14 protein-coding genes are annotated in these 18965 nt (G+C 69.0%); 7 read left to right on the top strand and 7 right to left on the bottom strand.

The window, feature by feature from the left end:
* Window positions 1-83 precede the first annotated feature (83 nt).
* On the bottom strand, window positions 84-830 hold the full coding sequence (gene rpsB / locus BMY22_RS04965; protein ID WP_090620042.1) for a 30S ribosomal protein S2: 747 nt from the start codon (window positions 828-830) through the stop codon (window positions 84-86).
* Window positions 831-1086: 256 nt separating this feature from the next.
* Between rpsB and map the strand changes: the two genes are divergently transcribed.
* The 3 genes from map (at window position 1087) to dapC (ending at window position 5915) form a co-directional block, all read left to right on the top strand.
* On the top strand, window positions 1087-1899 hold the full coding sequence (gene map / locus BMY22_RS04960; RefSeq protein WP_279626345.1) for a type I methionyl aminopeptidase: 813 nt from the start codon (window positions 1087-1089) through the stop codon (window positions 1897-1899).
* A gap of 50 nt (window positions 1900-1949) precedes the next feature.
* Entirely contained in the window at window positions 1950-4649 is a 2700-nt protein-coding gene (locus tag BMY22_RS04955) for a [protein-PII] uridylyltransferase (protein ID WP_090620039.1), read from the top strand.
* 69 nt (window positions 4650-4718) lie between these two features.
* Entirely contained in the window at window positions 4719-5915 is a 1197-nt protein-coding gene (dapC, locus tag BMY22_RS04950; protein ID WP_090620037.1) for a succinyldiaminopimelate transaminase, read from the top strand.
* 42 nt (window positions 5916-5957) lie between these two features.
* On the opposite strand, the gene BMY22_RS04945 is transcribed toward dapC, so the two are convergent.
* The 5 genes from BMY22_RS04945 to BMY22_RS04925 form a co-directional block, all read right to left on the bottom strand.
* A complete protein-coding gene (locus BMY22_RS04945) occupies window positions 5958-7592 on the bottom strand; it encodes a Na+/H+ antiporter (RefSeq protein WP_090620036.1) in 1635 nt (544 codons plus the stop codon).
* 91 nt (window positions 7593-7683) lie between these two features.
* On the bottom strand, window positions 7684-8511 hold the full coding sequence (locus BMY22_RS04940) for a DUF7281 domain-containing protein (RefSeq protein WP_090620034.1): 828 nt from the start codon (window positions 8509-8511) through the stop codon (window positions 7684-7686).
* Window positions 8499-9716 carry a phosphoenolpyruvate carboxylase gene (locus tag BMY22_RS04935; protein WP_090620033.1) on the bottom strand — a complete coding sequence of 406 codons (1218 nt, stop codon included), beginning with the start codon at window positions 9714-9716 and terminating at the stop codon, window positions 8499-8501. Before BMY22_RS04935 ends, BMY22_RS04940 begins: the two co-directional genes overlap by 13 nt.
* Window positions 9713-10354 (bottom strand): hypothetical protein, encoded by a 642-nt coding sequence (locus BMY22_RS04930; protein ID WP_090620031.1) that lies wholly within the window; start codon window positions 10352-10354, stop codon window positions 9713-9715. Before BMY22_RS04930 ends, BMY22_RS04935 begins: the two co-directional genes overlap by 4 nt.
* Window positions 10354-14028 (bottom strand): ATP-binding protein, encoded by a 3675-nt coding sequence (locus BMY22_RS04925; RefSeq protein WP_090620030.1) that lies wholly within the window; start codon window positions 14026-14028, stop codon window positions 10354-10356. Before BMY22_RS04925 ends, BMY22_RS04930 begins: the two co-directional genes overlap by 1 nt.
* Before the next feature lie 196 nt (window positions 14029-14224).
* Between BMY22_RS04925 and BMY22_RS04920 the strand changes: the two genes are divergently transcribed.
* The 4 genes from BMY22_RS04920 to BMY22_RS04905 all read left to right on the top strand — a co-directional run bounded on the left by BMY22_RS04920 (window position 14225) and on the right by BMY22_RS04905 (window position 17431).
* Window positions 14225-14581 (top strand): ArsC family reductase, encoded by a 357-nt coding sequence (locus tag BMY22_RS04920; protein WP_090620028.1) that lies wholly within the window; start codon window positions 14225-14227, stop codon window positions 14579-14581.
* 39 nt (window positions 14582-14620) lie between these two features.
* Complete coding sequence (gene dapD / locus BMY22_RS04915; RefSeq protein ID WP_090620026.1) at window positions 14621-15655, top strand: 2,3,4,5-tetrahydropyridine-2,6-dicarboxylate N-succinyltransferase; 1035 nt, start codon at window positions 14621-14623, stop codon at window positions 15653-15655.
* A 154-nt stretch (window positions 15656-15809) separates the two neighbouring features.
* Entirely contained in the window at window positions 15810-17015 is a 1206-nt protein-coding gene (locus tag BMY22_RS04910; protein WP_090620025.1) for an aminotransferase class V-fold PLP-dependent enzyme, read from the top strand.
* Window positions 17012-17431, top strand: coding sequence for a SufE family protein (locus BMY22_RS04905; RefSeq protein WP_090620023.1), 420 nt, complete (start codon window positions 17012-17014; stop codon window positions 17429-17431). The genes BMY22_RS04910 and BMY22_RS04905 overlap by 4 nt, the downstream gene beginning before the upstream one ends.
* A gap of 252 nt (window positions 17432-17683) precedes the next feature.
* On the opposite strand, the gene BMY22_RS25195 is transcribed toward BMY22_RS04905, so the two are convergent.
* Complete coding sequence (locus tag BMY22_RS25195) at window positions 17684-18907, bottom strand: alpha/beta hydrolase (protein WP_090620021.1); 1224 nt, start codon at window positions 18905-18907, stop codon at window positions 17684-17686.
* Window positions 18908-18965 lie beyond the last annotated feature (58 nt).

Raw genomic sequence — 18965 nt, 5'->3', positions numbered from 1 at the left:
GCGTCTCAGATATTCGGATATGAAGGTGGCAAAAAGGGGGCCTAGCCCCCTTTTTGCGCAGCGGGTACCAGCTGGCGTCCCGCTTAGCCTTCCGCGGCCTCGGAGCCAGCGACTTCCTCGACGAACTCGTCAGCGGCGCCGATGCCGGCATTCTGACGACCGCTCAGCACCGAGTCGGCCACGGCGCTCAGGTACAACTGCACGGCGCGGATGGCGTCGTCGTTGCCCGGGATGATGTAGTCGACGCCTTCGGGGCTGCTGTTGGTATCGACCACGCCGATGACCGGGATGCCCAGCTTGTTGGCTTCGGTGATGGCGATGCGCTCATGGTCGACGTCGATCACGAACATCGCGTCCGGCAGACCGCCCATCTCCTTGATGCCGCCCAAGCTGCGCTCCAGCTTCTCCAGATCGCGAGAACGCATCAGCGCCTCTTTCTTGGTCAGCTTGGCGAAGGTGCCGTCCTGGGACTGGATTTCCAGTTCGCGCAGGCGCTTGATGGAGGCGCGAATGGTCTTGTAGTTGGTCAGCATGCCGCCCAGCCAGCGGTGGTCGACGTAGGGCATGCCGCAACGGGCTGCTTGCTCACGGACCAGCTTGCCGGCGGAACGCTTGGTGCCGACGAACAGGATCTTGTTCTTGCCCGAGGCCAGCTTCTCGACGAAGCTCAGGGCTTCGTTGAACATCGGCAGGGTCTTTTCCAGGTTGATGATGTGGATCTTGTTGCGCGCGCCGAAGATGTACTTGCCCATCTTCGGGTTCCAGTAACGGGTCTGGTGGCCGAAGTGGCAGCCAGCCTTCAGCATGTCGCGCATGTTGACTTGGGACATTTCAATTCCTCGATCGAATCGGGTTAGGCCTCCACGCATCCCGATATCCAACCCTTGCGGGCACCCAGGATACCGTGCCGATACGTGTGTGGGGTTCATGCCCGCGGACCGGGGGCCCGCCAAGCGGCGCGTTTTATAGCACAAAAGCCGGGCGCCGGCTACCGGCCGACCGCCAAGCGGCCAGTCCATCCGCGGCGTCCCGCCGCGCGGCGCCCGGGCGATTTGGTTTATCATCGCCGTTTTCCGATTGAATGCCTTGCGCCTCAGGCGCCGAGAGAGAACCCGCATGACCGTCACCATCAAGACGCCCGAGGAAATCGAAAAAATGCGCGTGGCCGGCCGCCTGGCCGCCGAGGTGCTGGAAATGATCGGCGAACACGTCAAGCCCGGCGTCACCACCGAGGAGCTGGACCGCCTCTGCCACGACTACATCGTCGACGTGCAGCGCGCCATCCCCGCGCCGCTCAACTACAAGGGCTTTCCCAAGTCGATCTGCAGCTCGGTCAACCACGTGGTCTGCCACGGCATTCCCAACGACAAGCCGCTGAGGGATGGCGACATCGTCAACCTCGACATCACGGTGATCAAGGACGGCTACCACGGCGACACCAGCATGATGTTCTTGGTCGGCAACGTGCCGGACTGGGCGAAGCGCCTGTGCCAAGTGACCCAGGAGTGCCTGTACAGGGGCATCGAACTGGTCCGCCCGGGCGCCCACCTGGGCGACATCGGCGAGGCGATCCAGAAGCACGCCGAGAAGAACGGCTTCTCGGTGGTCCGCGAATACTGCGGGCACGGCATCGGCGCGGTGTTCCACGAGGAGCCCCAGGTGCTCCACTACGGCCGCGCCGGCACCGGCCTGGAACTCAAGGAAGGCATGACCTTCACCATCGAGCCGATGATCAACCAGGGCCGCTCGGAAACCCGCCTGCTCGGCGACGGCTGGACCGCCATCACCAAGGACCGCAAGCTGTCCGCCCAGTGGGAGCACACCCTGCTGGTCACCGCCGACGGCTACGAGATCCTCACCCTGCGTCGCGACGACACGATTGCGCGCACCCCGCGCTGATCCGAGCGTGCCCATGAACATCGCTCTCTCGCTCCCCGGAAGGTGACGCCATGCCGCAGGTCGATCCCGAATTGTTCGATCCCGGGCAGTTCCAGGCGGAACTGGCCCTCAAGTCCAGCCCTATCGCCGCCTTCAAGAAGGCGCTGCGTCGCGCCCGGGAGGTGCTCGACGCACGCTTCCGGGAAGGCCGCGACATCCGCCGGCTGATCGAGGACCGCGCCTGGTTCGTCGACCAGATCCTCGCCCTGGCCTGGAATCGCTTCGACTGGAGCGAAGATGCCGACATTGCCCTGGTCGCCGTCGGCGGCTACGGCCGCGGCGAACTGCATCCCTTCTCCGACACCGACCTGCTGATCCTGCTCGACGGTGCCGATCACGAGATCTTCCGCGAGCCGATCGAGGGCTTCCTCACCCTGCTCTGGGACATCGGCCTGGAGGTCGGGCAGAGCGTGCGCTCGCTGGCCGAATGCGCCGAGGAGGCGCAGGCCGACCTGACGGTGATCACCAACCTGATGGAAAGCCGGGTCATCGCCGGCCCCGAGCACCTGCGCCAGCGCATGCAGGAAGTCACCAGCGCGCAGCGGATGTGGCCGAGCCGGGCCTTCTTCCTCGCCAAGCGCGCCGAGCAGAAGGCCCGCCACGCTCGCTACAACGACACCGAGTACAACCTCGAACCCAACGTCAAGGGCTCGCCCGGCGGCCTGCGCGACATCCAGACCATCCTCTGGATCGCCCGCCGCCAGTTCGGCACCCTCAACCTGCACGCCATGGTCGACCAGGGCTTCCTGCTGGAAAGCGAGTACAGCCTGCTCGCCGAATCCCAGGAATTCCTCTGGAAGGTGCGCTACGCCCTGCACATGCTCGCCGGGCGCGCCGAGGATCGTCTGCTGTTCGACCACCAGCGGCAGATCGCCGGGCTGCTCGGCTACGAGGACAGCAACGTCAAGCTGGCGGTCGAGCGCTTCATGCAGAAGTACTACCGGGTGGTGATGGGCATCGCCGAGCTGACCGAGCTGGTCTTCCAGCACTTCGAGGAAGTCATCCTGGCCGGCGACGCCGTCGGCCAGGTCCAGCCGCTGAACGAGCGTTTCCAGGTGCGCGACGGCTATCTGGAGGTCACGCAGGAGACCGTCTTCGAGGAAGCCCCCTCCGCTCTCCTGGAGATCTTCGTGCTGCTGGCCCGGCACCCGGCCATCAAGGGCGTGCGCGCCGACACCATCCGCCTGCTGCGCGACCACCGCTACCTGATCGACGACGCCTTCCGCCGCGATCCCCACAACACCGACCTGTTCATCGAGCTGTTCAAGAGCGGCCAGGGCATCCACCGCAACCTGCGGCGGATGAACCGCTACGGTATCCTCGGCCGCTACCTGCCGGAGTTCGGCCATATCATCGGGCAGATGCAGCACGACCTGTTCCACATCTATACGGTCGATGCCCACACCCTGAACCTGATCAAGCACCTGCGCAAACTCTTCTGGCCGGAGCTGGCGGAGAAATACCCGCTGGCCAGCAAGCTGATCGAGAAGCTGCCCAAGCCCGAACTGGTCTACCTGGCCGGGCTCTACCACGACATCGGCAAGGGCCGCGGCGGCGACCATTCGGAACTCGGCGCCGCCGACGCCCTGGCCTTCTGCCAGCGCCACCAGCTGCCGACCTGGGACTCCCAGCTGATCGCCTGGCTGGTGCGCAACCACCTGCTGATGTCCACCACCGCCCAGCGCAAGGACCTCTCCGACCCGCAGGTGATCTTCGACTTCGCCCAGAAGGTCCGCGACCAGACCTATCTGGACTACCTCTACGTGCTCACCGTGGCGGACATCAACGCGACCAACCCGACCCTCTGGAACTCCTGGCGGGCCAGCCTGCTGCGCCAGCTCTACACCGAGACCAAGCACGCCCTGCGCCGCGGCCTGGAGCATCCGGTCGGCCGCGAGGAGCAGATCCTCCAGACCCAGAGCGCCGCGCTGGACATCCTGGTGCGCAGCGGCACCGACCCCGACGACGCCGAGCAGCTGTGGTCGCAGCTGGGCGACGACTATTTCCTGCGCCACACCTCCAGCGACATCGCCTGGCATACCGAGGCGATCCTCCAGCACCCCGACAGCGCCGGGCCGCTGGTGCTGATCAAGGAGACCACCCAGCGCGAGTTCGAGGGCGCCACCCAGATCTTCATCTACGCGCCGGACCAGCACGACTTCTTCGCCGTGACCGTGGCCGCCATGGACCAGCTCAACCTGAGCATCCACGACGCCCGCGTCATCACCTCGACCAGCCAGTTCACCCTCGACACCTACATCGTGCTCGACGCCGACGGCGGCTCGATCGGCGACAACCCGGCGCGCATCCAGGAGATCCGCCGGGGACTGGTGGAAGCCCTGCGCAATCCGGCCGACTACCCGACCATCATCCAGCGTCGCGTGCCCCGCCAGCTCAAGCACTTCGCCTTCGCGCCGCAGGTCACCATCCACAACGACGCCCTGCGCCCGGTGACCATCCTCGAGATCATCGCCCCGGACCGCCCGGGCCTGCTGGCGCGGATCGGCAAGATCTTCCTGGAGTTCGACCTGTCGCTGCAGAACGCCAAGATCGCCACCCTCGGCGAGCGGGTCGAGGACGTGTTCTTCGTCACCGACGCGCGCCACCAGCCCTTGTCCGATCCGGAGTTCTGCGCCCGCCTGCAGCAGGCGATCGTCGAGCAGCTGTCGGACGGCGACAACCAGCTCCAGCCGAGCCGCATCAGCATCTGAACCTTGAACAAGGCGGCGGTCGTCCCGCTTCACGGACGGCCCGCCGCCTGCGGTCACCAGGAAAGCCCCATGAACGACGCCCTGAACCTGCTGCAACCCTACCCCTTCGAGAAGCTCCGCGCACTGCTCGCCGGCGTACAGCCGCCGGCCAACAAGAAGGCCATCGCCCTGTCCATCGGCGAACCCAAGCACCGCTCGCCGAGCTTCGTCGCCGAGGCCCTGACCGCCAACCTCGAGCAACTGTCGGTCTATCCCACCACCCTCGGCCTGCCGGCACTGCGCGAGGCCGTCGCCCAGTGGTGCGAGCGGCGCTTCCGGGTGCCGACCGGCTGGCTGGACCCGGCACGCCACGTGCTGCCGGTCAACGGCACCCGCGAGGCGCTGTTCGCCTTCACCCAGACCCTGGTGAACCGCGAGGCCGACGGCCTGGTAGTCAGCCCCAACCCCTTCTACCAGATCTACGAGGGCGCAGCCCTGCTCGCCGGCGCCACCCCGCACTACCTGCCGTGCCTTGAGGAAAACGGCTTCAACCCCGACTTCGACGCGGTGCCGAGCGAGGTCTGGCAGCGCTGCCAGCTGCTGTTCCTCTGCTCGCCGGGCAACCCCACCGGCGCCCTGGTGCCGCTGGAGACCCTGAAGAAACTGATCGCCCTGGCCGACGAGCACGACTTCGTGATCGCCGCCGACGAGTGCTACAGCGAGCTGTACTTCGACGAGCAGAACCCGCCGCCCGGCCTCTTGACCGCCTGCGCCGAACTGGGTCGCAGCGATTTGCGCCGCTGCGTGGTATTCCACAGCCTGTCCAAGCGCTCCAACCTGCCGGGCCTGCGCTCGGGCTTCGTCGCCGGCGATGCCGAGATCCTCAAGAGCTTCCTGCTCTACCGCACCTACCACGGCTGCGCCATGCCGGTACCGACCCAGCTGGCGAGCATCGCCGCCTGGAACGACGAGATCCATGTGCGTGCCAACCGGGTGCTGTACCGGGAGAAGTTCGACGCGGTGCTCGGCCTGCTGCAGCCGGTGCTCGACGTGCAGCGCCCGGACGGCAGCTTCTACCTGTGGCCGCGCACGCCGATGGACGACCAGAGCTTCACCCGCGAGCTGTTCGCCCGCGAGCACGTGACCGTGGTGCCGGGCAGCTACCTGTCGCGCAGCGTCGACGGCCTCAACCCCGGCGCCAACCGCGTGCGCATGGCGCTGGTCGCGCCGCTGGCCGAGTGCGTGGAAGCCGCCGAGCGCATCCGCGACTTCGTCCGGGCGGGCTGAACCGCCCTCGCGGGCGGACCGCACAGCGCTCCGCCCCGCCCCTCAACCGCGGTACAGCCGCGCCTCGCTGATGTCCAGCTCGCGCAGGATTTCGCCGAGCAGGTCGTCGTCGACCTGATGGCGGTGGCGCAGGCGGTACAGTTCCAGACGCTGGGCGCGCAGCGCCTGCAGACGCAGGCGCTGTTCCAGCGCGTTCATCTGGCGCAGCCGCGCCCGCGCTTCCCCGGAGTCGTCGTGCGCCAGCTGCTGGCGGTACTCGGCCATGATCTTCGCCTTGACCTCGGCCGCCAGCGCCATTCCCTCCGCGTTCAGACTGGGCTCATCGCTCTGCGCCTCCAGGGCGCGGATCGCCGCCTCGACGGTCCGCGTCCGATGCCGCTGCAGCTCCAGCTGGCGCGCCTCCTCGTTGTCCGCCGGCAGGCCGCGCAGCAGCAGCGGCAGGCCCAGGCTGGCGACCACCAGGGACAGCAGGATCACCCCGGCGGCGATGAAGATCAGCAGGTCGCGCTGCGGAAAGGCCGCACCGCTGCCCAGCAGCAGCGGCAACGACAGCACGCCGGCCAGGGTCACCGCGCCGCGCACCCCGCTCAGCGTGATCAGCGCGGCCAGGCGCAGCGACGACTGCCCGGCGAAGCCGCTCGGCAGGCCGCGCCAGCGGCGCAGCGCCCCGGACACCAGCCAGTAGAGCCAGGTCCAGACGAAGCGCAGCAGCATCAGCGCCAGGTACACCTGGCCCACGTAGATCGCCATTTGTCCGGCGCTGCTCCAGAGCAGTTCGCCCTCCCCGACCGAAACCTTGACGATGTCCGGCAGCTGCAGGCCGAGCAACAGGAAGATCAGCCCGTTGAAGGTGAACTCCAGCAGCGCCCAGACGCTGCGGTTGAGCAGCCGCGTGGTGGTCTGCCGCGGCAGCAGGTCGAGACGGCTCTGCAGCATCCCCGCCGCCACCGCCGAGAGAATCCCGGAGACGCCCAGGTGTTCGGCCGCCACATAGGCGGCGAAGGGCAGCAGCAGCATGAACATCACGTGCGGTGCCGGCTCCTCCCAGCCGAGACCGATCATCCAGGCGCGAAAGCGCCCCAGCGCGGAACTCAGGACCATCCCGACCACCAGCCCGCCGAGGGCTACCAGGACGAACTCCAGGCCGGCCTCGGCCGGAGAGAACACCCCGGTCAGTGCGGCGACCACGGCGAACTTGAAGGCCACCAGGCCGGAGGCGTCGTTCATCAGCGCCTCGCCCTGGAGGATGTTCATCAGCGTGCGCGGCAGGCGGCCGTGGACGATCGCCGACACCGCCACGGCATCGGTGGGCGACAGCACCGCCGCCAGGGCGAAGGCCGCCGCCAGGGGAATCTGCGGCAGGAGCAGATGGATCAGCCAGCCGGCGCCGAGCACGGTGAACAGCACCAGACCGAAGGCCAACAGCAGGATCGGCGTGCGCAGCCGCCAGAACTCGCCCTTGGGCATCCGCCAGCCATCGACGAACAGCAACGGCGGAATGAACAGCAGCAGGAACAGCTCGGGATCGAGCCGCACGTGCAGACCGAAGCCCGGCAGCGCCAGCAGGGCCCCGATGAGGATCTGGATGAGCGGCAGCGGAATCGGGATGAACTGCGCCGTGATGCGCGTGCCGCCGACGACCAGCAGCATGATCAGGATGGTGTAGAGAAGTTGCATGGGCGAGAGGGAGAAGCCAGGGGGTGACCAGTCTACTCCCCCGAGCGAAGCGGCGAGACCGTGCGATGGTCGAGGTGGAAACCTTTTCGATTCAGCGACGTGGCACCTGCCGCAGGACAGCGCCGAGCGCCAGCATGTGCTGCTGCTTGATGCTGACCGCATGACGTTTCATTGTCTGCCACTCGTCCTGCCAGTCCTCCAGATCGGCATCTTCCAACTGACGCGCCTGACGGAACTGGCGGGTGAAGTGGGCACGGTTGCCGGTGGCCAGCAGCGCTTCATCCAGCTCTGGCAGCAGCAGGGCAGCGGCGCGTGGCAAGGCGGCGGCGATGGCCAGGCCGGCCGGATCATAGTCAGGAAAGACAATTACCCGCGTGGAGGGCGGCAGTCCCTCCAGCAACTGGCGGGCACCCCGGGCCAGGCCGCGATGACCGCGGTAGACGATCAGGCTGCCGGCCAGTTCGGGCGGCGCCGGATAGTCCTCCCAGTCGTCGAACCTGTCGAGGTTCTCGATCAGCACCACCCGGACGATGGCGGCGGTGTCCAGGCGTTCCAGCGCCACGCGCAGGCTGAGGCCGGGGGCGAGGGGCGGGAGCGGTGCCGGCAAGGTGCCCTTGACCAGCACGAAGTCGTCGTCGGGGCGGCGGCGGGCGATCTTCTCGTCGACGGCACGGGCGGCGACTTCGCGGCGACTGCCGTCCGGCACGCCCTCCAGCGGGTCGAAGCCCCATTCATCCCGCGCCATGCGCTGCAGCAGCCGGCGCGTTTCGGCGTCGAAGTGCAGCCATCTGCCCGCGGGGCGGCCCAGCTCGAAGTGGGCGTGGAGCTGCTGCCAGGTGCGGTTGAGCTCCACCCTGTCCAGACGCTCGCGCAGCAGCCGGTGCACGGCGTTGTGGTGGCTGCGGGTCAGGCTAGCCACAGTGAGATATCCCGCACGATGAAGTTGCCGCTGAACACCGGATGCGCCTCGCCGTCGGGGTCGAGCTGGAAGCAGGCGCGCTGCTCGTCGGGCAGCGCCTCGTAGCCGCCGATCACCTGGTAAAGCCAGGTTTCCGGGTCCCAGGGCAGCGCGCGCGCGTGCCACCAGGTCAGCCCCGATACCGGCTTGCCGCTCACGATCACCTCGCAGAGGTACTCCTGCACGGCAAGCTGGATCGGGCTGGGCTGCACCTCGAAGCTTTCCACCGCATCGAGCACCAGCTCGCCGGCCTCGGCCAGCGGGGCGCTCGCGCGCTCCTCGCGCTGGGCGCGGATCTGCGCGGCGAGGGCGAGCAGTTCGGCCTCCTGGCTGCTGTCGTGGATGTTCACCGCCGCCGGGGAGATCAGCGGCTCGGCGAGGTTGAGCAGCTGCGGCATCTGCGGCAGCGCGGCGTGGCTGCCGGGACGATAGTCGGGCTGCTGCTCGACATGCAGCAGCCAGCCGCGCAGCAGGCGGGTGCGCCCCTGGATCTTGCGGAAGCGGCCGAGCAGCTCGAGCAGGCGGCCCTGCACCACGCCCAGCTCCTGGCAGCAGCTGCTGACGTTGCGCTGCAGGCCGGTGACCAGCAGGCGGCGCAGCTCGCGCAGCTCGCCAGCGGTTTCCGCCAGCTCACTGAAGTCGATCAGCTCGAGGCCGGCGAGCAACTCGCTGACCTGGGACTGGGCCAGCTCGTTCTCGCGGATCTTGGCGGCGAGGCTGCCGACGTAGCCGAACTCGTTGTTGATCCGGCTCCACAGCACGCGGACGCTGTGGCCGAGACCCTCGCTGAAGCTGTAGACGTGCTCCTTGAGGTCCACCAGGTAGGCGTCCGCCGCGGCGTAGTCGCCCTGGTGGCGGGCCTCCTTGTAATGGGCGGCGAGGGTCTTGACGGTGGCCAGGGCGGAGCCGGTGTTGGCGTCGATCTGCCGGTTGCGGTCGTCGCGCAGGGCCTCCTCCAGTAGCGCGCGCACCGCCCGGCGCAGGTGCAGGTCGGCGCCGGGCTCGGGCCGGTAGAGGATGCCGTCCTTGACCAGGCGCTCCTCGACCGCCGGCTCCAGCGCCTGGTCCGGCACCGAGCCGGACAGGTAGGCGTCCATGATCGGCTCGGCGTGGCGGCCCAGCTGGCGCAGGAAGCGCACTCCGGCCTGGTGCAGGTTGCCGCTCACAGCAGGCTCCCCTGGCTGGCGAGCTCGGCGCGTTCCTCGAGCGCCAGGCCCTCGGCCTCGTCGATGAAGCGTATCACCTCATAGAGGTAGTCCAGCTTGCCGGTGCCGAGGTAGATCTGCTTCTCCGGGTTGGGTCGCAGCAGGTAGCCGAGTTCGCAGAGCTTCTTGAACACCTGCTTGATCTGCGCGTCCACGCTCGAGCTGGTGGAGCCGAACAGTCGGTAGCGGCTGATGCGCGCCAGCTGCTCGCGGAACGCCGGGGTGTCCTCGACGATGCTCAGCAGCTCGTTGAGACGGATCGGGCTGCCCTCGGTGAGCGGCGCGTCCTGGGCACCAGCCTCCTGGACCAGCAGCAGCCACTCGACCAGCGGGGTGAGGCCGTTGCACACGTCGCGGAACTGCTGGCCGACCACGCGCCGCTCGCTCTCGCCGAGCTGGCGATAGGCGCAGTAGAACACCTCGGCCTCGGCGCCGCCGCCAACCGTGGCCACGCTGCGGTTGAGGGTGGCCAGGTAGTCGTCGACCTGCTCGCGGTTGGCCGGATTCTTCAGGAAGCGCCAGGCTTCCTCATCGCTGGTGCGGCAGATGAAGGCGCCCTGCAGCAGGCGCTCGATGACTTTGCCCTTGTTCGACAGCATCAGACGCTCTCCTCGCTCAGGCGGGCTTTCAGACGCTCACCGATCACGTCCAGGCGGGGCTTGACCACCTGCAGCCGGCGGGTCTGCTTGTTGACGATGTAGCGGTTCTTGAACAGCGCCAGCACCTCGGAATCCGGGTTGGGGAAGGCGCCGAGGATGCGGATGGCGTTGCTGGCGCAGGCGTCGAAGATCTTCTTCACGTTGCTGTGGTGCAGGGTGCCCAGCTCGTCGATCGGCCAGTGGATGGTGGCCGGCGACGGGCCACGCAGCAGGCGGGTGAAGGCCAGCAGGAACTTGCAGAGGATCAGGTAGGCCATGCCATGGCTGGACGACTCGTTGAGCTGGCGGTCGGTGCGGATCACCAGATCGCTGTTGCCCTCGCGCAGGCGCAGCTCGATCTCCAGCAGGCCGGCGATGCCGCTGGTCAGCGCCGAGCGGCCGAGCACCTCGAGGGCGCGGCGCATGCTGCCGGTGTAGTCCTCGCCGGGCAGTTCGGCGAAGCCGCTGTCCTCCCATTCCCGGTAGGCGGCCACGAAGGCGCGCAGCTCCGGCCAGAACTCCAGTTCGGTGATCCGCGAGCGGATGGTCACCGCCGAGTTGGACACGCCGTCGAGGAACAGCTCCTCGCCGACCTCGCGGGTGATGCGGGCGCTCTGGCTGGCGATGCGCCGGTCGATGTCGGCCAGCACCGCGAAGTAGTCGAACAGATCCTTGCCGAAGATGCGCCCCTGCTCGCGCAGCGCGGTGATGCTCTGCGGCACCAACTCGTTGAGCAGTTGGGCCAGCGCCGGCACCAGGCGGCGGTAGTCGAGGCTCGGCACACCGCGCTCGCTGGCCAGGGTGCACTCCTCGCGGCTGCGTTCCCAGGTCTCGGTCAGGCTGGAGCCAGACTTGCCGGCGATCAGGCTGTCGAAGCGCTCGACGTGCTGGCGGATGGCACCGAGCAGGTTCTCGCGGCCCTGCAACAGCTCCTGGCCGAGGCGCAGGCGTTCGTCCAGCTCGCCGGCGGGCGTCTGGCCGTCGCGCGGCAGCTTGAGTTCGCCCAGGCGCTTGATCAGGGTCTTGAGGCCGTCCAGCTGGTCGCCGACCTGGCCCTGGGCCTGCAGGGCCTGACGACGCTGCTGCTCGAGGCCTTCGCGGGTGGTCCTGAAGGTCTGGGTCGCGGTATCCAGACGCAGCTTGAGGTCGGTGGCCTCGCGCTTGCGCTCCACCAGATCCTCCTGCAGCTGCGGCTTGCGCTTGAGCCAGGTGACCGCGTACCACTCCTCGTAGCGGTGCACCTCGGCGCGGCGCGCCTCGGTGTCGCGGATGCGCTGCTCGCGCTCGCGGATGCCGCTCTTCAGCTGGATCAGTTGCGCCTCGTCGACGCCGCGCGACTTCAGCTCGTTGCGGTACCACTGCTCGCAGGCGGCCAGCTCGGCCTTGCCCTGGGCGCGCTGTTCCTCCACCTGGCCGCGCAGCTGGGTCAGGCGCTGCTCCAGATCGCCGATCACCTGCTGCCAGTGCGCGCTGGTGTCCAGGCGCGCCTCGCGGTGCTGGCTGTCCAGCTCCTCCAAGAGGCTCGCGTGCTCCAGCTTGAGCTGGGCGAGGGCGGCATCGAGGCCGGCGAGCTGCTTGCGCGCGGCCTGGCGGCGCTCGGCGAGCGCGGCGTCGAGGCGTTCCTTGAGCGCGACGCGCTCTTCCTTGAGGCGCTGGCGGTTGTCCTTGCAGGTCAGCAGGGCGGTGCGCGCCACCACCAGGCGGGTGTTCAGCTCCTCCAGCACGGCGCTGTGCTCGCCCAACTGGCTCTCCACCTGCTCCTGCTGGTTGCGGGCATCCTGCAGGTTGTCGCTGGCCAGCTGCACGCGGTGGCGCAGCTCGGCCTCGCCGGCGGCGTGCTCCGGGGTGGCCAGCGCGGCGAGGTCGAGCTGCACGCCATACAGGCTGTCGGCTGGCGCTTCGCTCAGCGTCGGCTTGAGATCGCTGCGCTGCAGCAGGCTCGGCTCGATGACCTTGCCGAGGCTTTGCTCCCAGCCCGGCTGCTCGCGGCGCAGGAATTCCAGCAGGCTGTGCTGGCCGGGGTAGAGCAGGCGCTCGACGGCGTCCAGCTCGCGCTGGCGTTCGGCGACCCGGCGGCTGGCCTGGGCGAGCTGCTGGGCAGCCTCCTCGCGCTGGCGCAGCAGCAGGCGTTCCTGCCGGGACAGATCCTCCAGCTGCTGGGCGGCGGCGTCGCGCTGCTCATCCGCCTCCTCCAGGCGGCGATCGAAGATCTCCAGGCTGAGCGCCTCCTCCTCGCTGTAGGCGAAGCTGTCAATCAGCTGCTCCAGCCCCTTGCGCTCCAGTTCGAGGGCATGGCGGCGCTCGCGGCTGGCGCTTTCCGCTTCCTGGCGGCGATTGGCGAAGGAGCGGTCGAGTTGGGCCAGGGCGTCGTGCTTCTGCTGGTTGCGCTCGGCCAGTTCGTCGCGCACCCGGCCTTCCTGCTCGTGCAGGCGGTCGAGGGCTTCCTGCTGGCGCTCCTGGATGATCTGCTTGCGCTCAAGGTAGGCGTTCTGCACGTCGGCGTGCTGCTCAGTGAGCAGGCGCAGGCGCTCCTTGTGGTTGTCCAGCTCCAGCCGCCAGCCGTCGAGTTTCTCCAGATCGGCCTTGGCCTGGTCGATGTCGGCCTCCAGGTAGCCCTGGTACTGCTCCTCGATGTGCTCGAGCTGGGTTTCCGCGCTCTCGATGCGCCCCTGCACCTGGGACAGTTCGAGGCTCAGGGCGTCGCGCTCGTCCTTCCAGTTGTCCTCCAGCAGCTTGAGCTCGAAGCCGGTCTGCTCGAGGCTCAGGCGCAACTGCTCCTGGCGGGCGAACAGCAGCGGCTGATCGGTCTGGAAGGCCTGCAGCAGGCCGGACAGGCGCGTCTCGCAGCCCTGCAGCTCCTCGAAGTCGTGCTCCAGGCGGGCGAACTCCGGGCGCAGCGCGGCGAAGCCCTGGATCAGTTGGCTGTCGCGGATCCAGTCCTCGACCTTCTGCGGGCTGAGGCCGGTGGTCGGCGGCGCCACGCCGTCCTCCTCGAGGATCGCTGCGACCATCGACTTGACGGTCTCCATCTTGCCTTCGCGCGAGTGCACGGCGCGCACCAGCTTTTCGATGTGGCGCAGGCTGTGCTCGCCGGCGCACAGGGAGAACTGCCGGGCCAGTTGGCGCAGCTCGCTGCGCTGGCTGTCGGCGGCCAGCAGGCTGCGGTCGTTCTGGATGATGGCGCGGTACTGGCGGGTGTTCAGCTGGTTGCTGACCGCCACCCCGCTCTGGCGGAAGTGGCGGCCCAGCTCGCTCATGCTGCGGCAGACGATGCTGTCGCCTTGGCGGCTCCTGATGTAGTCGTCCAGCTCGAAGCCCTTGTGCGCCACCCGGTAGTCGACGCCGCGGCCGTCGCTGCTGGCGGCGAGAATGCTCTGGCACAGCTGGCCGTCCATGCGCTGGTATTCGTAGACGATGAAGCTCTGCTCGGTGGGCAGGTACCAGCGCTCGAAGCTGTCGCGGGTGGCCGGCACCACGCGGCTCGGGTACTCGCCGTAGAACACCGGCACCAGCCGCTGTAGGGTGGTCTTGCCGGAGGCGTTGGTGCCGCAGATGTTGGTGTGGTCGTCGACGACCAGTTCCACCACGCCCTGGAGGTGGGTATTGATCAGGAGGATGCGGTTCAGGCTGGGCATGCGGGTCCTTCAGGGAAACGGTGGAGTGCGGTCGCGAACCGAAAGGGGGGGACGAAGTGTAGCGTCTGAACGGGATTTGCGAAGGGGCCGGGTCTTTTCCCCCGGCCGGCTTCTTCGCGTTCACTTTCAATCTGCGGCCGGCGCGGACTCGACGTGGCATAATTCCCGCCCTCTTTCCCGACGACACGATCTCCAGATGACAGACGGAACCCCGGTCCTCTACGGCATCAAGGCCTGCGACACCATGAAGAAGGCCCGCGCCTGGCTCGACGAGCAGGGTGTGACCTACCGCTTCCACGACTACAAGAGCGCCGGCATCGACCGCGCCCATCTGGAGAAATGGTGTGCCGAGCACGGCTGGCAGGTCGTGCTCAATCGTGCCGGGACCACCTTCCGCAAACTGGATGACACACAGAAGGCCGATCTTGATCAGGCCAAGGCCATCGAGCTGATGCTCGCCGCGCCCTCGATGATCAAACGCCCGGTGCTCGATCTCGGCGAGCGCACCCTGGTCGGCTTCAAGCCGGACCTCTACTCCGCCGCGCTGGCCTGAAGCCCGCGCCCTCACGAATCAGCAACAAGGAACGCCCCCATGTCCACTACCCTGTTCAGCCTGGCCTTCGGCATCGGCACCCAGAACCGCCAGGGCGCCTGGCTGGAAGTCTTCTACGCCCTGCCGCTGCTCACGCCGGCCGCCGAGCTGGTCGCCGCGGCCGCGCCGATCCTCGGCTACGAAGGCGGCAACCAGGCGATCGCCATCGACACCGACCGGGCCGCCGAGCTGGCCAAGGCGCTGAAGAGCATCGACCCGGTCCAGTCCGCGCTACTCACCCGCCTGGCCGAGGCCCAGAAGCCGCTGGTCGCCACCCTGCTGGCCGAGGACACCGCGCCGACCTCCACCCCGGAGGCCTACCTCAAGCTGCACCTGCTCTCCCACCGGCTGGTCAAGCCGCACGGGCAGAACCTCGCCGGGATCTTCCCGCTGCTGCCCAACGTGGCCTGGACCAGCCAGGGCGCCATCGACCTCGCCGAACTGCCGGCCCGCCAGCTGGAAGCGCGCCTGAAGGGCGAGTTGCTGGAAGTCTTCTCGGTGGACAAGTTCCCGAAGATGACCGACTACGTGGTGCCGTCCGGGGTGCGCATCGCCGACAGCGCGCGGATCCGCCTGGGCGCCTACATCGGCGAGGGCACCACGGTGATGCACGAGGGCTTCGTCAACTTCAACGCCGGCACCGAAGGTCCGGGGATGATCGAGGGCCGCGTCTCGGCCGGGGTGTTCGTCGGCAAGGGCTCCGACCTCGGCGGCGGCTGCTCGACCATGGGCACCCTGTCGGGCGGCGGCAACATCGTCATCTCCGTCGGCGAGGGCTGCCTGATCGGCGCCAACGCCGGCATCGGCATCCCGCTGGGCGACCGCAACACCGTGGAGTCCGGCCTCTACGTCACCGCCGGCACCAAGGTCAACCTGCTCGACGGCAAGGACGCGCTGGTCAAGGTGGTCAAGGCCCGCGAGCTGGCCGGCCAGCCGGATCTGCTGTTCCGCCGCAACTCGCTGACCGGCGCGGTGGAGTGCAAGACCCACAAGTCGGCCATCGAGCTGAACGAAGCGCTGCACGCCCACAACTGATTCGCAGCGCCCGAACGTAGGAGCCAGCCTGCTGGCGATGTGCCCGAACGGCCTGGATCGCGAGCAGGCTCGCTCCTACACTGGATTGCATCGCTCCAATCAGTGATCGCCGGCGATTTTGCCGATTTCCTTCATCATCACAGCAGCGCCGACCATGTCCCTTCCTTCACCCTGGCGCGCCGACTTTCCGGCCTTCGCCGCCTTCGGCCGGGACTGCCAGACCTACCTGGACAGCGCCGCCACTGCGCAGAAGCCGCAGGCGGTGCTGGACGCCCTGCTCGGCTACTACGCCGGCGGCGCGGCCAACGTGCACCGCGCCCAGCACGCCCCCGGCGAGCGCGCCACCCTGGCCTTCGAGGGCGCACGGGCGAAGGTCGCCGCCTGGCTGAATGCCGACAGCGCCGAACAGATCGTCTTCACCCGCAGCGCCACCGAATCGATCAACCTGCTCGCCTACGGCCTCGAACACCTGTTCGCCGCGGGCGACCAGATCGCCGTCGGCGCCCTGGAGCACCACGCCAACCTGCTGCCCTGGCAGCAGCTGGCGCAGCGTCGCGGCCTGGAGCTGGTGGTGCTGCCGCTGGATGCCGCCGGCGACATCGACCTGGAGCAGGCCGAGCGACTGATCGGCCCGCGCACCCGACTGCTCGCGGTCAGCCAGCTGTCCAACGTGCTCGGCCGCTGGCAGCCGCTCGAGGCGCTGCTCGCCCTGGCCCGCGCCCAAGGCGCGCTGAGCGTGGTCGACGGCGCCCAGGGCGTGGTCCACGGCCGCCACGACCTGCAGGCGCTGGCCTGCGACTTCTACGTGTTCTCCGCGCATAAGCTCTACGGCCCGGACGGCATCGGCGTGCTCTACGGCCGCCCGCTGGCGCTGGAGCGCCTGCGCCACTGGCAGTTCGGCGGCGAGATGGTCCAGCAGGCCGACTACCACAGCGCGCGCTTTCGCCCCGCACCGCTGGGCTTCGAGGCCGGCACCCCGGCGATCGGTCCGGCCATCGCCCTCGGCGCCGCCCTCGACTATCTCGACGGACTGGACGGCGAAGCCGTCGCCGCCCACGAGGCAGCCCTGCACGCGCGCCTGCTCGCCGGGCTGCGCGCCTTCGACGGCCTGCAGCTGCTCGCCGAGCCGCACACCGCGCTGGCCAGTTTCGTCGTGGAGGGCGTGCACAACGCCGACCTGGCGCAGCTGCTCGGCGAACAGGGCATCGCCGTGCGCGCCGGCCAGCACTGCGCCATGCCGCTGCTGCGCTGCCTCGGCCGGACCGGCGCGCTGCGCGTGTCGCTCGGTCTGTACAGCGAAGGGGACGATCTGGAGCGCTTCTTCGCCGCCCTCCACCACGCCCTGGCGCTGCTGCGATGAACCTGCCCGCCGCCGCATGCGAGGCCCTGGAAGCCTTCGCCCAATGCCCCGGCTGGGAGCAGCGCGCGCGCCTGCTGCTGCAGTGGGGCGAGCGCCTGGAGCCGCTGGGCGACGAGGAACGCTGCGAGGCCCATCGGGTGCACGGCTGCGAAAGCCAGGTCTGGCTGCTCGGCGAACGGCAGGACGGCCGCTGGCATTTTCGCGCCGGCAGCGATGCGCGCCTGCTGCGCGGTCTGCTGGCCGTGCTGCTGGCGCGGGTCGAGGGGCTGACGGCGGAAGAGCTGCAGGCGGTGGACCTGCCCGACTGGTTCGCCCGCCTCGGCCTGTCCCGCCAGCTCTCGCCGTCGCGCAGCAACGGCCTGAACGCCGTGCTGCAGCGGATGCGCGAGCTGGCCGGCCAGGATAGGGCCTGTTGACACTACTTCACGAACCGCGTTGCTGCGCCAAATGGCGCCAGGCTAGGCGCGGGACGCAGGGAATGGCGCTCCCTTGCCAAGTCCCGCAACGACGCATGGCGCCATTTGCCGCGCAACCCGAAGGGACGGGCCTGTTTTTGCGCGATGTGTCGTTGCTCGACGGCTCATTTGGAACGACCAAACTTCGCGTCTCGCGCCTAGCCTCGCGCAAAAACGGGCTCCGTCGCGGCCGTGTAGTAGTGTCAGCAGGCCCTATGGCTTCCGTTCGAGCCGGCCGGTCGCTTCCAGCCACTGGGCGGCATCGCGCTCCAGCCACAGGCGGGCCGGCGCGGCGTCGCGCACCCGGGCGTCGAGGAAGGCCAGGCTGAGCGTCAGCAGGCTGGTCATCTGACGCGGATCGACGCGCTCCTCCGCCCCTTGGCCGTGGCCCAGCCGACTGCCCCCGCCGGGACCGCCGCCCTTGCCGCCGGGACGACCGCCGCGCCCGCCCCCCTCTCCGCCACCGCCTGGGGCTCCGCCTCCGTGCCCGCCGCCGCCTCCGCCGGGTCCTCCGCCGCCCTCAGCTCGCCCACCCGCCGGACGTCCGCCTTCGCGTCCGCCGCCCGGCCCCGGCATGACCTCGAACGAGCCGCCCAGCACGCGGTGCGTGGCTTCGTCGGCAACCAGCTGATAGCTGCCGGATACCCGCAGTCCCTGCCAGAGCCGCTGGCGGCGGGATGGCGGGTCCACCCAGCCGAAGGGGTCTTCGTCGCGCGGCCCGGTGACCGCCAGCAGCGGCGTGCCAATGCGTCCGAAACGCCCGACTCCGCTTTCCTCGGCCACGTAGGGACTGAGCAGGATCGCCGCCTTCGGCTGCCAGCCGACCGGCGCCGCTTCCCCGGCCGCGCGCTCGCCGGCCAGGGCGGCGGCGGTCTGCGCGCCGAGGTCGAAGCCGGCCACCGCCAGCGTCTGCCAGTCGACGCCGGCCAGGCTCGGCTCGCCGGCCTTCGCCCGGCTGCGCAGCTCCGCCAGCACCTGGTCGAGCACCGCGATGCGCGCCGCCAGGGCCGGCTCGGCAAAGCTTTTCTGCGCCAGGGAACGAAACACCCCCGCCTGCGCCTCGGGAGTGGAATAGACCGCCCGACCGTAGGGCTGCGGCTGTACCGAGAGCACCGCGTAGCCGGCCTCGGCCCAGGCCCGGCGCCATTGCGCACCGGCCCGGCTGCCCTCGCCGAGCCCCGGCAGGTAGAGGATCAGCGGTGCGCCCTGGGCCTGCTCCGGCACCATCCAGCTGACCTCGACCACCTGCCCGGCGACCTGCCACTCGGCATCCCAGCCGCGCACCGGCAGCCGCGCGGCCGGCCTATAGGCGCCCTCCTGGTAACGCTCGAGGCTTTCACCGGGCGGCCCGGGCGGTTCGGGACGCCCGGCGCAGGCGGCCAGCGCGGCACCGAAGACCAACGGCAGGGAAAGACGCAAGAAGATGGATTTCGGCATTTGCACGACTCCCGCAACGATCGGAACAACCGCCGATGGTGCCAGTCGGGACGCAAGG

This window comes from Azotobacter beijerinckii (assembly GCF_900110885.1).
Classification (GTDB): domain Bacteria; phylum Pseudomonadota; class Gammaproteobacteria; order Pseudomonadales; family Pseudomonadaceae; genus Azotobacter; species Azotobacter beijerinckii.
The sequence above is the reverse complement of the archived record's forward strand: the minus strand, read 5'-3'. Positions and strand labels throughout refer to the sequence as shown.

Excerpts from the sequence above, each read along its gene's own strand:
- dapC (WP_090620037.1), top strand. The coding sequence starts at position 4,719 with ATGAACGACGCCCTGAACCTGCTGCAACCCTACCCCTTCGAGAAGCTC.
- dapD (WP_090620026.1), top strand. The coding sequence starts at position 14,621 with ATGTCCACTACCCTGTTCAGCCTGGCCTTCGGCATCGGCACCCAGAAC.
- BMY22_RS04920 (WP_090620028.1), top strand. The coding sequence starts at position 14,225 with ATGACAGACGGAACCCCGGTCCTCTACGGCATCAAGGCCTGCGACACC.
- BMY22_RS04930 (WP_090620031.1), bottom strand. The coding sequence starts at position 10,354 with ATGCTGTCGAACAAGGGCAAAGTCATCGAGCGCCTGCTGCAGGGCGCC.
- BMY22_RS04945 (WP_090620036.1), bottom strand. The coding sequence starts at position 7,592 with ATGCAACTTCTCTACACCATCCTGATCATGCTGCTGGTCGTCGGCGGC.
- BMY22_RS04955 (WP_090620039.1), top strand. The coding sequence starts at position 1,950 with ATGCCGCAGGTCGATCCCGAATTGTTCGATCCCGGGCAGTTCCAGGCG.
- BMY22_RS25195 (WP_090620021.1), bottom strand. The coding sequence starts at position 18,907 with ATGCCGAAATCCATCTTCTTGCGTCTTTCCCTGCCGTTGGTCTTCGGT.
- BMY22_RS04925 (WP_090620030.1), bottom strand. The coding sequence starts at position 14,028 with ATGCCCAGCCTGAACCGCATCCTCCTGATCAATACCCACCTCCAGGGC.
- BMY22_RS04905 (WP_090620023.1), top strand. The coding sequence starts at position 17,012 with ATGAACCTGCCCGCCGCCGCATGCGAGGCCCTGGAAGCCTTCGCCCAA.
- rpsB (WP_090620042.1), bottom strand. The coding sequence starts at position 830 with ATGTCCCAAGTCAACATGCGCGACATGCTGAAGGCTGGCTGCCACTTC.
- BMY22_RS04910 (WP_090620025.1), top strand. The coding sequence starts at position 15,810 with ATGTCCCTTCCTTCACCCTGGCGCGCCGACTTTCCGGCCTTCGCCGCC.